15 protein-coding genes are annotated in these 12,880 nt (G+C 65.3%); 5 read left to right on the top strand and 10 right to left on the bottom strand.

The genetic code is table 11. The features are described from left to right. Nucleotides 1-157: 157 nt before the first annotated feature. From H3H37_RS07945 to rpsP, 8 genes are all read right to left on the bottom strand, one after another. Complete coding sequence (locus tag H3H37_RS07945) at nucleotides 158-607, bottom strand: CBS domain-containing protein (protein ID WP_182161191.1); 450 nt, start codon at nucleotides 605-607, stop codon at nucleotides 158-160. A gap of 126 nt (nucleotides 608-733) precedes the next feature. After that, complete coding sequence (locus tag H3H37_RS07940; RefSeq protein ID WP_182161189.1) at nucleotides 734-1,078, bottom strand: DUF3579 domain-containing protein; 345 nt, start codon at nucleotides 1,076-1,078, stop codon at nucleotides 734-736. A gap of 243 nt (nucleotides 1,079-1,321) precedes the next feature. Next, nucleotides 1,322-2,281, bottom strand: coding sequence for a CobD/CbiB family protein (locus H3H37_RS07935; protein ID WP_182161188.1), 960 nt, complete (start codon nucleotides 2,279-2,281; stop codon nucleotides 1,322-1,324). A gap of 92 nt (nucleotides 2,282-2,373) precedes the next feature. Further along, nucleotides 2,374-3,033: a CoA pyrophosphatase gene (locus H3H37_RS07930; RefSeq protein WP_182161186.1), complete on the bottom strand. Its 660-nt coding sequence runs from the start codon at nucleotides 3,031-3,033 to the stop codon at nucleotides 2,374-2,376. A 66-nt stretch (nucleotides 3,034-3,099) separates the two neighbouring features. Beyond that, a complete protein-coding gene (rplS, locus tag H3H37_RS07925) occupies nucleotides 3,100-3,486 on the bottom strand; it encodes a 50S ribosomal protein L19 (protein WP_182161184.1) in 387 nt (128 codons plus the stop codon). 118 nt (nucleotides 3,487-3,604) lie between these two features. Continuing rightward, nucleotides 3,605-4,351, bottom strand: coding sequence for a tRNA (guanosine(37)-N1)-methyltransferase TrmD (trmD, locus tag H3H37_RS07920; RefSeq protein WP_182161182.1), 747 nt, complete (start codon nucleotides 4,349-4,351; stop codon nucleotides 3,605-3,607). 41 nt (nucleotides 4,352-4,392) lie between these two features. Continuing rightward, complete coding sequence (rimM, locus tag H3H37_RS07915) at nucleotides 4,393-4,932, bottom strand: ribosome maturation factor RimM (RefSeq protein WP_182161180.1); 540 nt, start codon at nucleotides 4,930-4,932, stop codon at nucleotides 4,393-4,395. 38 nt (nucleotides 4,933-4,970) lie between these two features. Next, entirely contained in the window at nucleotides 4,971-5,219 is a 249-nt protein-coding gene (gene rpsP, locus H3H37_RS07910; protein WP_182161178.1) for a 30S ribosomal protein S16, read from the bottom strand. Between the two features lie 223 nt (nucleotides 5,220-5,442). Here rpsP and H3H37_RS07905 point away from each other — a divergent pair, with 223 nt between their 5' ends. Then, the gene (locus H3H37_RS07905) at nucleotides 5,443-5,880 is read left to right on the top strand and encodes an NINE protein (protein WP_182161176.1); all 438 of its coding nucleotides are present in this window, start codon (nucleotides 5,443-5,445) and stop codon (nucleotides 5,878-5,880) included. 22 nt (nucleotides 5,881-5,902) lie between these two features. After that, entirely contained in the window at nucleotides 5,903-6,505 is a 603-nt protein-coding gene (locus H3H37_RS07900; RefSeq protein WP_182161175.1) for an outer membrane lipoprotein, read from the top strand. 86 nt (nucleotides 6,506-6,591) lie between these two features. Here the strand turns inward: H3H37_RS07900 and H3H37_RS07895 are convergent, their stop codons facing one another. Further along, a complete protein-coding gene (locus H3H37_RS07895) occupies nucleotides 6,592-7,401 on the bottom strand; it encodes a c-type cytochrome (protein WP_182161173.1) in 810 nt (269 codons plus the stop codon). Between the two features lie 152 nt (nucleotides 7,402-7,553). After that, entirely contained in the window at nucleotides 7,554-8,285 is a 732-nt protein-coding gene (locus H3H37_RS07890; RefSeq protein ID WP_182161171.1) for a metallophosphoesterase family protein, read from the bottom strand. 252 nt (nucleotides 8,286-8,537) lie between these two features. On the opposite strand from H3H37_RS07890, the gene H3H37_RS07885 reads away from it, so the two are divergent. From H3H37_RS07885 to lnt, 3 genes are read left to right on the top strand one after another with little or no spacing between them, the layout of a single operon-like run. Further along, complete coding sequence (locus H3H37_RS07885; protein ID WP_182161169.1) at nucleotides 8,538-9,626, top strand: SGNH/GDSL hydrolase family protein; 1,089 nt, start codon at nucleotides 8,538-8,540, stop codon at nucleotides 9,624-9,626. A 36-nt stretch (nucleotides 9,627-9,662) separates the two neighbouring features. After that, a complete protein-coding gene (locus H3H37_RS07880; RefSeq protein ID WP_229218726.1) occupies nucleotides 9,663-10,343 on the top strand; it encodes a hypothetical protein in 681 nt (226 codons plus the stop codon). A 4-nt stretch (nucleotides 10,344-10,347) separates the two neighbouring features. Continuing rightward, nucleotides 10,348-12,852, top strand: coding sequence for an apolipoprotein N-acyltransferase (gene lnt, locus H3H37_RS07875; RefSeq protein ID WP_229218725.1), 2,505 nt, complete (start codon nucleotides 10,348-10,350; stop codon nucleotides 12,850-12,852). Nucleotides 12,853-12,880 lie beyond the last annotated feature (28 nt).

The raw sequence follows: 12,880 nt of genomic DNA, 5'->3' as shown, positions 1-12,880 counted from the left end.
AAAGCGCCAGCATAACCGCAAGCGAACCGCCGTGGCAGTGCAAAAACGTAAAATATTGTTATATGCCTATCGTCGACGGCAGGATGCAAGCCACCCTCCCCGCGCCGGGATCAGCGCTGGGAACGAGGCGGCGCCGGGCAGGCCGCAGGCTGGCGGCCTAGTGCCGGGCCTTTTTCTCGTGTTCGAGCTGGCTGGCGCTGATGCGCGACAATTCGCCCATTTCCTGGGCCAGGAATTCGATCAGGTCGTCGATACAGACGATGCCCGCCAGGCCGCCCAGGCTGTTGACGACAGGTAGCCGCCGTATGCCCTTGAAACGCATGCGGTCGATGGTTTCGTAGACGTCGTCTTCCTCGTTGGCCGTCATCAGCTCGCCGCTCATGACGTCGCCCACCAGCAGGCTGGCCGGGTCCAGGCCCAGCGCGATGACGGAGACCACGATGTCGCGATCGGTGAGGATGCCCACCGGCACCCGCTCGCCGTTCGGCTGCTCGACCACGACCAGGTCGCCCACGTGATGGTTACGCATCAACAGCGCCGCGTCCTGCACGGTGACGTCGCGCTTGCAATGCACAGTTTGTACGGTACAGATGTCGCCGATACGCATGGCCGCTCCCTCCTCCGTCAAAATCCCAGTGTAGCGCGATCCGGAGCGAATGGGAGGCTGCCAAATCAAGCGTGCGCCGTCGCCAGGCAGGACCGGGCGTGGCGCAGCGGTGGCGGGCGGTGCGGCTTAACCTTGCTTGGGTTCGGGCTCGGGCACGAGGCAGGCGTCCACGATTTGCAGGTCGTTGTCCTTGGCGAACGAAACGACGAAGTGGTAGGCCATCGGCTCCAGGTCGCGCAGGCGGTTGTTGACCACCACCGACTTAACGCCGTTGATCACGGTCGGGCAAACATAGGGGGAGAACTGCAGGTGTGCATGGCGCCCTGCCGTGCCCTCGGGACGGAAACAGGACATGACACCGCACAGACGCTCGGCCCAGTCGCTGGGACGAAACTGTCTGCCATTGCTGGTGACGCCAAGGATAAAGAACTCGTCGTGCAGTTCTTTCTTGTTGTGAGCTGACTCGGCCATAGGCGGCTTGTTGGTAACAAGGATGCGTGGAAGATCCCGGCAGGTGCGCCGGGTGGCGGTACGATTCTGTAAGAACTTCAGGTATTATATCTTATAGAAGACCTATCCGCATAAACCCTTGATTCCAAACGAGCTTTTCTGGATGGGCGCCAATGAAGTGCAGGGCCGCACCAGTGCGGTGCGGCCCTGCCCCAGCAAGCTCCATTGTATGCCGGTTGTATGGACTTGTATGCCGCGCCCGCGTCAGCCGAGCCAGACCGCGCCGGAAAGCAACAGCAGCAACAGCATCCACAGCAGCAGCGCGCGCCACACGAGACCGACCGTGCTTTGCAGGGCGCGCACGTTCGGCTCCTCGCCGGGCAGCACTTCCGGCTCCACGTCCGTCGTATCGACGGTGGAGGCGTCGGCCAGCACCACCTTGGCCGCGTTCTCGGCCGGCGTGCCCAGGCGCACGCCCATGGCGCCGCCGCCGGCCGACAGGATGATGCCGATCGCCTCGTCCTGCCAGCGGTCGGCGAAATTGCGCCAGGCGTAGATGGCGTCCTCGAAGTTGCCGACCACGGCGAAGGCCACGGCCGTCAGGCGCACGGGAATCCAGTCGATCCAGTAGAACGCGCGGGCGGCGAACTGGCCGAACGCTTCGTTGCGCATGTGCTCCGGTTCGTTCCACGCGCGCGCGAGGTGCTCGGCCACGCGGTACATCACGGCGCAGGCCGGGCCCAGCGGCATGAGGAACCAGAAGAACACGCCGAACACGTTGCGGTGCGTGGTGATCAGCGATTTTTCCACGGCGATGCGGGCGATCTCGGAGGTCTCCATGCCCACCGTGTCGAGCTTGGTCCATTCGGCCAGCAGCGCGCGGGCCGTGGCCTCGTCGCCGGCGTTCAGGGCCAGCTGGATCGAGGTGAAATAGTGGCTGTAGTGGCGGAAGCCCAGCGTCAGGTAGACGATCAGGATGTTCCAGGCGAAGGCGGCCAGCGTCAGGTTGTAGTGCATCAGCACGCCGTAGATGAGGGCCGTGGGTACCATCAGGATCGCCATCATCAGGAACCAGCCCATGCGGCCGTGGCGTGGGTGGCCCGCGTTGAACCAGGTTTCCATCCGCATCGCCAGACTCTTGATCTCGGCGTAGATCGGGTTATCCGCACGCAGCGGTTTCATCTGTTCGATCAGCAGCGCGCAGAGTATGGAAAGAAAAGTCATCAAGCGTCCTTTTTGTCACAAAGCCGTAATGCCCGCTACGATAACGCAGTGCAGTGCCGGAATCAAACTTATTGCAATATTGCCCGTCCGGGTCAGGCGCGCAGGAAGTGGAACAGGTTGCGCAACATGCCGGCCGTGGCGCCCCAGATGTAGAAGCGCTCGTACGGCATGGCGTAGAACGAGCGCGCGCCGCCCGGCAGTTGCACCGACAGGCGCTGGTGGTTGCGCCCGTCCATCAGGAACTGCAGCGGCACTTCGAAGATCTCGGCCACCTCGGACGGGTCGGCCGTCAACTCGAACGGCGGCAGCACCAGGCCCACCACGGGCGTGACGCGGTAACCGGTGCCGGTCAGGTAATCGGGCAAGGCGCCCAGCACGTCCACATGGCGGCGGTGCAGGCCGATCTCCTCCTCCGATTCGCGCAGCGCCGTGGCCACGGCGTCGGCGTCATAATCTTCCGCGCGGCCGCCGGGGAAGCTGATCTGGCCGGCATGGTCGGTCAGGTGGGCGGTGCGCTGGGTCAGCAGCAGGGTCAGGCCGTCGTCGCGCTGCACCAGCGGCACCAGCACCGAGGCCGGCGTGGGCTGGGGCCGGGCGATCAGCGATTCCTGGGCCGTTTCCGGCGTCCAGATGGGCGGCGCGGCGAAACGCTGGCGCAGCCACTGCGGCGACAGGCGCTCGGGCGCCACGGCCGGCTCGCCGGCCACGCCATCGACGGGCAATTGCTGGGGATCGAACGGAAGCTGGGCCAAAAATCTTACCTCCACATGCAAAAAAGGGGCACCAGCGGCGCCCCTTCCATCCAAACACAAACGCGATTAAGCGTCTGCTTTCGCCGCTGCTGGGCGACGGTTTGGCAGTTTTTCCTTGATACGTGCCGATTTACCGGAACGATCACGCAGGTAGTACAGTTTAGCGCGACGCACGTCACCGCGGCGTTTCACTTCGATCGAAGCGATCAGCGGCGAGTACAGCTGGAAGGTACGCTCGACGCCTTCGCCGGACGAGATCTTACGAACGATGAAGTTCGAGTTCAGGCCACGGTTGCGACGGGAGATCACGACGCCTTCGTATGCCTGGGCGCGCTTGCGGGTGCCTTCGACCACGTTAACGTTGACGACCACGGTGTCACCAGGGGCGAATTCAGGAATGCTCTTGCCCAGGCGAGCGATTTCTTCTTGCTCGAGTTGTTGAATCAGATCCATTTTAAACTCCAAAAACCATCATGCTGGCGCGCAATGAGTGCTGTTCAGACACTCGCCCAGTAGAGGATGGGGTTAAACACGCGGGCAACATGCCCGCTAGCTACTGCAAATTGCAGGTTTACAAACCTGCCAAAAACTGTTCGTCCTGCTTGCTCAGCCATCCTGCCTCGCGCGCGCGGACCAGCAATTCGGGGCGCTTGCGCGCCGTCGCCTCCAGCATGCGCTGGCGGCGCCATTTTTCGATCTCGGCGTGATTGCCGCCCAACAGCACGGCGGGCACCGTCACGCCTTCATACGTTTCCGGCCGCGTGTAATGCGGCGAATCGAGCAAGCCATTGACGAAGCTATCCTCGACGGCCGAGGCGTCCGTGTTGAGCACGCCGGGCAACTGGCGCACCACGGCATCCATCAGGGCCATGGCCGGCAATTCGCCACCCGACAGCACGAAGTCGCCCAGGCTGATCTCCTCATCGACGCAACGGTCGATCAGGCGCTGGTCGACCGCCTCGTAGCGGCCGCACAGGATCACCAGACCCGGTTCGGCTTTGAGCTGCATGACGCGCTCATGCGTCAACGGCTTGCCCTGGGGCGACATGAACACCACGCGCGGCGCGGGCAGACCGGCTTCGGCCTGGCGCTGTTTGGCGGCGTTGATCGTCGCTTCCAGGGGCTTGGCCAGCATCACCATGCCGGGCCCCCCGCCATAGGGGCGGTCATCCACGGTGCGGTGATTGTCGGTGGTGAAATCACGGGGATTCCACAACGTCAGGCCCCACTTCTGTTGTTCGAACGCGCGCCGGGTCACGCCCGACTGCGTCAGCGCGGCAAACATTTCGGGGAACAGGGTCACGACATCAAATTGCATGGACCGTCCCTTCCGACTGTACCGTGTTGCACAGGTGAGTCTTAATAGTCCAGGCCCCAGTCGACGGTGATGCGCTTGGCGGCCTTGTCCACCGTGATCACATAGTGATCGACAAATGGAATCAGGCGCTCTTGCGCCGCTTCATCGTCGGGAGCGCTGTCGGCGGCGGCGGCCGGCGTGATGCGCAAGATCGACTGCGGACCGTTGCTCATCATGTCGGTGACCTGCCCCAGGTGCTCACCCTGCAAGTTCACTACATCCAGGCCGATCAGATCGGCCCAGTAAAATTCGTCAGCCGACAGCGCCGGGAAACGACTGCGCGGCACCGAAACAGCGGCGCCCTTGAGCGCTTCTGCCACGTTGCGGTCTGTCACTCCCACCAGCTGGGCAACAACGTCGCCGCCATGCAGTTTGACCTGTTTGACGTCCACGTCATGCACATTCGGCTTGTCGAGCCACCAGGTTTTCACCTTGAGCAATGCATCTGCATCTTCCGAGAAAGGTCTTACCCTCACCCAGCCAGCAACGCCGTACGCGCCGTAGACAAAGCCCACTTGCGCCAGATCGTCGGGGACTTTCACCCCGGATGCACTGTTAGCGGCCAAACCAGAAACCAGACTTAGGCTGCTTTTTTAGCGGCAGCGACCAGACGGGCCACGGCAGGCGACAGTTGCGCGCCCACGGACTCCCAGTGTGCCAGGCGGTCAGCGGTAATGCGGAACGGCACTTCGCCACCAGCTGCCATCGGGTTGTAGAAACCGATGCGCTCGATGAAACGGCCATCGCGACGATTGCGCGAGTCGGTTGCAACGATGTTGTAGAACGGACGCTTCTTGGCGCCTCCACGAGCTAAACGAATAACGACCATAATATTTCCAAAAAGTGTGCTGAGACGGAAAAAGCCGCAAATTATAGCGCGCCTTGCCACGTAGCAGCAAGCATTAATGCACATAATTGGGCGGGTTGGGGCAATCGATGATTATCCCCCGTTCCGGCGAACTGGGCAAGTGCCTCACGATCTCAAAAAAGATCCGCCGGGGGCCGTATTATGACCGATACTGCGTGCTTTCCCGCAATTTGTTAGCAAAACCATGGCCAATTTGCATCAAACGCAACATCTTCCCCACAAGAACAAAACGGTGGCCACGCTGCTGGCCTTCGTGCTGGGTGGACTGGGCGGCCACCGGCTCTACCTGCACGGCGCGCGCGACCGCTGGCTGTGGCTGCACCTGGCCAGCCTGCCGGCCGCCGCCGTGGTGGCCGTGGCCGCGCCGGGCGCCGACTGGTTCTACAAGATCCTGCCGCTGGTGGTCTCGGCGCTGATTGGCTTCCTGGAAGCGCTGGTGCTGGGCCTGATGCCGGACGAGAAATGGGATGCCCGCTATAACGCCGGATCGGGCCGGCAATCGGCTGCCAACTGGCCGCTGGCCGTGTTGCTGGTGCTCACATTAATGGTGGGCGCCGGCATGCTCATCGCAACGATTTCCCGCCTGTTTGACTTGCTGTACACTGGCGGTGCGTATGGCTGATCAACAACTTTAGGAGAACAACATGACGAGTCGTCCCCTGATCCTGGCCCTGAGCCTGGCTGGCCTGATGAGCAGCGCCTGGGCGCAGGCGCCCGTGAGCGCAAAAGAACAATATGCGATCGACAGCAAGCACGCCGCCACCCGCTATGCGGATGACAAGAAACTGTGCGCCGAGGAGACCGATTCCAGCACCCGCATGCAGTGCATGCGCGACGCCAAATCCGAATACGACAAGAGCATCGCCCAGGCCAAGGCCGCGATGAAAGCCTCGCCCGCCAAGGCCGGCGCCTGCATGAACGACTGCGGCAAGGTGGTCAACGTGACCGTCACCGAAAAAGCCGGCGAAGGCAGCGCGCTGGGCCTGATCGCCGGCGGCGTGGCCGGCGCCCTGCTGGGCAACCAGGTGGGCAGCGGCCATGGCCGCGAACTGGCCACCGTGGCCGGCGCCGCCGGCGGCGCCTATGCCGGCAAACAGATCGAGCAGAAGGCCAAGTCGACCAAGGTGTGGACCGTGGAAGTGCAGTACAACAACGGCCAGCACGCCAGCTTCAACTTCGACCACGATCCCGGCCTGCTGGCCGGCGACCAGGTGCGCAACGCCAACGGCACCGTGGTACGCAACTAAGACGCAACGAAGTCCGGCAGCGCACCGCCCGACAAGTTCGGTCCAACGGATGCCGTTCAGCATGACTGAACGGCATCGTTATGGCCTCAGTTGCGGGCATCCTTCGGCCGGTCACCCTTGGGCCAGTCCTTGGCCTTGCCGGCGTAGACGGGCCGTGGCTGGTGGGTGAAATATTCCGCCACATCGACCGCATCCTGATCCGACAGCGTACCGCCCTGCCCCAACGGCATGTTGTATTTGACGAAGGCCGCCGCCGTATAAGTGCGCGCCATGCCGGCCCCATCATTGAACGACGCCGGCCCCCACAGCGGCGGGAACGCATACGCGACGCCATTCTTCAAGCCCTCGCCACCGGCGCCATGACAACTGGCGCATTTCTCCGCATAGACCTGCTGGCCGTGCACGGGGTTCGGCACCAGCTTCTGGTCGACCGGCCCGAAGCCGCGCCCCTTGACGCTGACGCCAGTCGGCACCCCGCTCGACAGCCATTGCATGTAGGCGAGGATGTTGTTCATCTCCTCGGAATTGAAGGCCAGCGGCTTGCCGTTCATGGACCGTTCAAAGCAATCGTTGACGCGCTCCTGCAAGGAAATCAGGCGTCCGCTGCGCGCGCGGTATTCGGGGAACACGCCCCAGATCCCGACCCATGGCGAGGCCTGCGCGACGGTGCCGCCTGTCATGTGGCAGTTGGTGCACGTCAGGCCGTTGCCCACGTTGCCAGGCAAGCGCTGATGGGTTTCACTCAGCAGCAATTTGCCGGCCGCGATGGCGGCGCCGCGCGGCCCCGATGGCATGCTCGCTTCCGATGGCGGTTTCAGATCGGGCGCCGTCTGCGCACTGGCTGCGCCGGCCGCCCACAGGGCGGCGAAGAGTATCGAACTACGCTGCAGGTTCATGCTGTTTCCTCCTGTTGGACGTCCCGCCCGGGGCGGCGAGCGATGGATTCATTCTAGACCTGCTGGCGATCCCATCCTTAGCAATTGTGGCGGCGGATTGATTCCGTGGCCGGTCCCGTGTTGCGCGATATATTGCCCGATTTGTTGTGTGCTCACACGTAGCCGCTGGCCAGCGCCCGCGCCCAGTCCGCGCGGCCGTTGCGGCGCGCCAGGTCGGCCATGGCGGCATGTCCATACGGCACGGCGATCAGGTCGCATTGCCAGCCACCCTCGCCCTGTTCAACGATGGCGTAGCGCGCATCGGGCGAACCGTTCTGGATCACATGGAAACAGGGCCGGTTGTCGTCATAGGCGGGCAAGCCCACGCTGCCCGGATTGACGATCAACTGGCCAGCCGACGAGCGCATGGCGCGCGGCACGTGGGTATGGCCGCAGACGATCAACTCTGCGTCGCAGCCGGCCAGGCGGTCGTCGATTTCCGCCAGCGTGGCGGCCCGCACATGGGTGGGCTCAACGGACTCCAGGAAATATTCGAAATCGCTGCGCGGTGTGCCGTGGCATAGCTGCACCTGCGCGTTCAGTCGTAATGCGGGCTCCAGCGTCGCCAGCCAGTCCAGCTCCGCCTGCCCCAGCTGGGCAAAGGCGAACGCGTCCGACGCTTCGCGCCCGCGCGGCGAGCGCAGCTGGCGTTCATGGTTGCCAGCCAGGTGGACCCACTCCGTTTGCGCCATCAGGAACTGGGCCGTCTCCAGCGGCAGCAAGGGGCCGGACACGCAATCGCCCAGGTTGATGACCCGGTCCACGCCCCGCCGCGCGATATCGCGCACCACGGCTTGCAGGGCCGGCAGGTTGCCGTGGATGTCGGAAACGATGGCATAACGCATGGCTCACTCGCGCGCACTCGATGGGAGCATCAGTGTAGCGCGAGTATCCGCCCGCCGCACCGGCCACCGTATCGAAAAGTGAGCAGTTCGACAGCATTGTGAAAATACAACAAATTAATTTACATGCAGGTTTTTTCACTCAATTGCGAGCACCTGCTCGGTTTTTGCACTTGTTTTTGCCCTACATTTAAGCGTAGTCCGAATTCCCAAGAGACGCAGTCCAGACATATAACCACACCAAGGAGACACTGCATGCCTACTCGTATTCGCCACACACTACGCACCCTGCTACCCATGCTCGCCCTGCTCGCCGCCGGCGCTGAAGCATCGGCCAGCACCCTGAACCAGAACGCCTCGTGGACCATCGACCGCGCCAACACCAGCACCAAGTACCGCGTGGTGGCCTACGGCGATTCCATCTACGCCGGCTACAACGGCTCCATCACCAGCGCCGCCAAATACTCGGCGCCGACGGTGGACGCGGAATACATGTCCGCCCTGTGGGGCGCCGACATCGAGAGCGTGCGCCGCACCAAGTCCGGCGCTGTCGCCTCGGACGTGTACAACAACAAGATCGTGGCCGAGCGTTCCTACATGCAGGCCAGCAGCACCCGCGTGGTGACCTTCGAAATGTGCGGCAACGACGGCCTGCAGGCGCGCACCAGCTTCAAGAGCCAGACCGGCACCTGCGACTACACGGTGCTCGACAACGCCGAAGCGAGCTGCAAGACCTACGTGGCGGCGGCCATGGACTACATCAACGCCAACGCCTACCCCGGCGTCAAGCTGAAGGTGATCTCCAACCTGCACTATCCGGGCTACGCGGCCGACAACGTGCAAAGCTCGTGCACCGACGCGACCACCGGCCAGACCGTGAAGATGCAGGACCGCTTCCTGCAATCGCTGGCCCGCATGAACTACATGATGTGCGATACGGCGCGCCAGAAGGGCTTCACCTGCGCCGACAACTTCGCGCAGTACATGGGCGGCGACTATGACAGCAACGGCGACGGCCAGATCGACTCCGACGCGCTGCGCTACGTGGCCGGCGAGAGCCAGGCCAGCTACGTGACCCGCATCACCACCACGCTGCGCTCGACCCTGCGCGACGCCAACACGCACTTCGTCTCCGCCAGCAGCAGCTACGACTACATCCAGTCCGACGATACCCACCCGACCTACACCGGCAGCACCATCACCTCCGGCCTGTTCGGCGACACCACGGGCAGCGGCGCGCCGCGCTACACCTCCTTCACCGCCGGCAAGAACCCGATCTGGAACCAGTACGGGCATGAGCGCATGGGCTGGGCCGTTTCGACCTTCAATCCGGCCACGCCTTAAGCACCAGCCAAGTCCCGGCCCGGATCTGGGTTGACCATGCCACCTCGAACCAAGGCGACACCGGCCGGCGCCCGCTGCAACGGCGCCGGCCGCGCGCGCACGCATGCGCACGGCCGCTCCAACATCGGCCTGCTGCTGGCGTTGGCGGGCGTCGCCGTGCTGGGCGGGCTGTGGCTGTGGTCCGCCTCGTCGGCCGGCGAAGGCGGTGAAGCCACGGCGGCGGCGCCGTCCGCCGCCGCCGGCGCGAAGCCGGGCTGGCTGTCGGACCTGCCAGGCATGTCATCCGGGCCGGCGCAGGAGCCGGCGCATGCGCCCGAAGGCGACGCCGATCCCACGCGCGACCTGAAAAGCTACATCCCCCGTGGCGCCAATCCCAGCATGCCCGAAGTGATCGAGCGCCTGCATGAACGCGGCATCTTCAGCGGCCTCGGTGCGTTCTCGCCGCCCGGCACCCGCCCGCCGCTGGTCGGCCTGGCCGTACCCGAAGACTTCGACCTGCCCAAAGGGTATGTGCGCCACCACCAGGTGACCGATGATGGCCAGACCATCGAAGCGATCCTCATGTTCGCCCCCGACTTCCAATTGTATGACGCGAACAACCAGCCGGTCGCCATGCCCAAGGACCGCGTTGTGCCGCCGGAACTTGCGCCGCCCGGCCTGCCGCAGCGGCGCATCACCATCCCCGCACCACGAGAGCCGGCAAGACCCGGCCAATAGAGACATGACCCTGACCCTTCCTGTAAAAATGCGCGTGCCGGCAGCGATCCTCGCCAGCGCGCTGATGTCCGCCCTGTATGCGCGCGGCGGCGCCGGCTGGCTGCTCGGCTTCGTCCTGCTAGTGCCATGCCTGCGCGCGCTCGACGCCAGCCCCACCGTGACACGCGCCCTGCTGCGCGGCTGGGCCATGGCGATCGGCTACACGGCCGGCGCCTTCGCCTGGTTCGGCATCGCCTTCGGCCACTACACGCAGATCGGCGGCGCGGCCGGGCTGGCGATCCTGCTGCTCGCCGCCCCGCTGTTCCAGCCGCAGTTCCTCAGCTTCGCCGTGGTGCGCCACCTCACGCGCCAGCGCTACGGCGCCGCGCCCGGCGCGCTGGCCGGCGCCGCAGCCTGGGTGGCGACGGAATGGCTGCTGCCCAAGTTCCTCGGCGATACGCTGGGCTACGGCCTCTACCCGTCCGTGGCGCTGCGCCAGGGCGCCGCCGTGGTGGGCACGGCCGGTCTGACGCTGCTGCTGTTGCTGGCCAACGAAGGTGTGGCCGCCGCGCTGGCGCCGGCATGGCGGGCGGCGGGCCCGCGCGCCATCGCCCGCCCGCTGGCAATGGCCGCGCTGGCGCCGCTGCTGCTGGCCGGCTACGGCCAGTTCACGCTCTCGGCCAGCCCCGCGCCCCAGGGCAAGCCACTGCGCATGGGGATGATCCAGTCCAACATCATCGACTACGAACGCCAGCGCCAGGAGAAAGGCACGGCCGCCTTCGTGCGCGAGGTACTCGACACCCACTACGCGATGAGCTACGACGCCGTCGAGCGCCAGCACGTGGACGCGGTGGTGTGGTCGGAAACCGTCTATCCCACCACCTTCGGCCATCCCAAGAGCGCGGCCGGTGCCGAACTCGATCGCGAGATTGTCGGCATCGTCAACGCGGCCGGCGTCCCCTTCGTGTTCGGCACCTACGACCGCGACCGCGCCGGCGAATACAACGCGGCCGCCTTCGTGCAACCGGGCGCCGGCCTGCTGGGCTTCTACCGCAAGACGCGTCTGTTCCCGCTCACGGAATACGTGCCCGCGTGGCTGGACGGCCCGCAGCTGCGGCGCCTGCTGCCGTGGACCGGCAACTGGCAGCCTGGTAACGGCGCGCGCGTACTGCCGCTGCGGCTGGCCGATGGCCGCGAGATTCCGGTGCAGCCGCTGATCTGCTTCGACGACATGGACACCAATCTCGCCATCGACGGCGTGCGCCTGGGCGCGCAAGCGATTCTCACCATGTCCAACGATTCGTGGTTCACGGCCGACCCGCTGGGTGCGCGCCTGCACCAGTCGGCGGCGGCGTTCCGCAGCATCGAAACGCGGCTGCCGCAGTTCCGCGTCACCAGCAATGGCTACAGCGGCGTGATCGACGCCACCGGCGCCATCCTCGCGGGCACGCGCATGGGCGAGCAGACGCTGGTGGTAGGCGCCCTACCCGTTCAGACGCCCGCGCCCACGCTGATCGTGCGCTGGGGCGACTGGGTCGGGCGCGTGGCGGCGGCGGCGCTGGTCCTGCTGGCGGTCGTTGCAGCCTTCCCGGCGTGGCGCTCCGCGCATACGGGCGAAGAGGCGACCGCAGCGCCGGCCATCAGCCTGGCGGCGGCGCTGCCGGCCCGGGTGGCCGTGCTGTCGCCGGCCACGCGCTTGCTGGCAGGCTTGCTGCGTGCGGGCGCGCGCGGTGGTTTGTTGTGGATGTGCCTCGTCCTGCTGCTCAACGAAGCGCTGCGCACCAACACGCTGGCGCAGATCCGTCTGTTCTCGATGCTGTTCCTGCTGCCTGAAGCGGCCGCGTGGTGCGTGCTTACGGCGTGTTCGGCCCAGGCCATGGTGGTCAATGGCAAGCTGGCACTGACGCGTGGCGGTCGCCGGCGCGAACTGGCGCTGAGCGAGGTGGCGGAAGTCCAGTTGTGGCGTTTGCCCTTCCCCGGTCCCGGCCTGTCGCTGCGACTGAACACGGGACGGCGCTGGCGCTACGGACTGGCACTGACCAATGCCGACGCCCGCGCCGCCGCACGGGCCGCCACCGCTGCACAGCTGGCACAGTCGGCAAAATCGGCACAAGCGGCGGAACCGAGCGTGCGCGGCGTGCCGCAGGTGTATGCGCAAACCAGCCTGGCAATCGGCCGCTCGCGGCTCGACCATCCGCTGCTCAAGCACATCCTGCTGCCATTCGCGCTGGCGCTGCCGGCGTTCCACCTGTACCAGCACATCGCCTACGGCAGTGCGTTCGGCGAGTACTACAGCTTCGGCTTGAAAGCGTATCTGAGCGCATTCGCGCTGTGGTGGGCCGCGTGGGCCATCGGCGTGGTGTTGACGCAGACGCTGCTGCGGATGGCGATCAGCATGGCCACGTTGCTGGTGGCGCTGCTGCGCCCCGCGCGCGCGATCGCCATGCGGCGCTGGCTGGAGCGGGCCGGCCACGTGGCGCTCTATCTCGGCATGCCCGGCTGGCTGCTGCTGACCATCTACCGCGCTTGATGCAGCGCGAAAAAAAGAGCCTGCCGCG

It is taken from the genome of Rugamonas brunnea (assembly GCF_014042345.1).
GTDB lineage: Bacteria > Pseudomonadota > Gammaproteobacteria > Burkholderiales > Burkholderiaceae_D > Rugamonas > Rugamonas brunnea.
Note: the sequence above shows the minus strand (reverse complement) of the source record. Positions and strands in the feature narration are given on the sequence as shown.

What these genes read in the sequence shown, in the direction of transcription:
- rplS (WP_182161184.1), bottom strand. Translation starts at nt 3,486, where the DNA reads ATGGATCTGATTCAACAACTCGAGCAAGAAGAAATCGCTCGCCTGGGC.
- H3H37_RS07945 (WP_182161191.1), bottom strand. Translation starts at nt 607, where the DNA reads ATGCGTATCGGCGACATCTGTACCGTACAAACTGTGCATTGCAAGCGC.
- H3H37_RS07940 (WP_182161189.1), bottom strand. Translation starts at nt 1,078, where the DNA reads ATGGCCGAGTCAGCTCACAACAAGAAAGAACTGCACGACGAGTTCTTT.
- rpsP (WP_182161178.1), bottom strand. Translation starts at nt 5,219, where the DNA reads ATGGTCGTTATTCGTTTAGCTCGTGGAGGCGCCAAGAAGCGTCCGTTC.
- H3H37_RS07900 (WP_182161175.1), top strand. Translation starts at nt 5,903, where the DNA reads ATGACGAGTCGTCCCCTGATCCTGGCCCTGAGCCTGGCTGGCCTGATG.
- H3H37_RS07935 (WP_182161188.1), bottom strand. Translation starts at nt 2,281, where the DNA reads ATGACTTTTCTTTCCATACTCTGCGCGCTGCTGATCGAACAGATGAAA.
- H3H37_RS07895 (WP_182161173.1), bottom strand. Translation starts at nt 7,401, where the DNA reads ATGAACCTGCAGCGTAGTTCGATACTCTTCGCCGCCCTGTGGGCGGCC.
- lnt (WP_229218725.1), top strand. Translation starts at nt 10,348, where the DNA reads ATGACCCTGACCCTTCCTGTAAAAATGCGCGTGCCGGCAGCGATCCTC.
- H3H37_RS07905 (WP_182161176.1), top strand. Translation starts at nt 5,443, where the DNA reads ATGGCCAATTTGCATCAAACGCAACATCTTCCCCACAAGAACAAAACG.
- H3H37_RS07890 (WP_182161171.1), bottom strand. Translation starts at nt 8,285, where the DNA reads ATGCGTTATGCCATCGTTTCCGACATCCACGGCAACCTGCCGGCCCTG.
- H3H37_RS07880 (WP_229218726.1), top strand. Translation starts at nt 9,663, where the DNA reads ATGCCACCTCGAACCAAGGCGACACCGGCCGGCGCCCGCTGCAACGGC.
- trmD (WP_182161182.1), bottom strand. Translation starts at nt 4,351, where the DNA reads ATGCAATTTGATGTCGTGACCCTGTTCCCCGAAATGTTTGCCGCGCTG.
- H3H37_RS07885 (WP_182161169.1), top strand. Translation starts at nt 8,538, where the DNA reads ATGCCTACTCGTATTCGCCACACACTACGCACCCTGCTACCCATGCTC.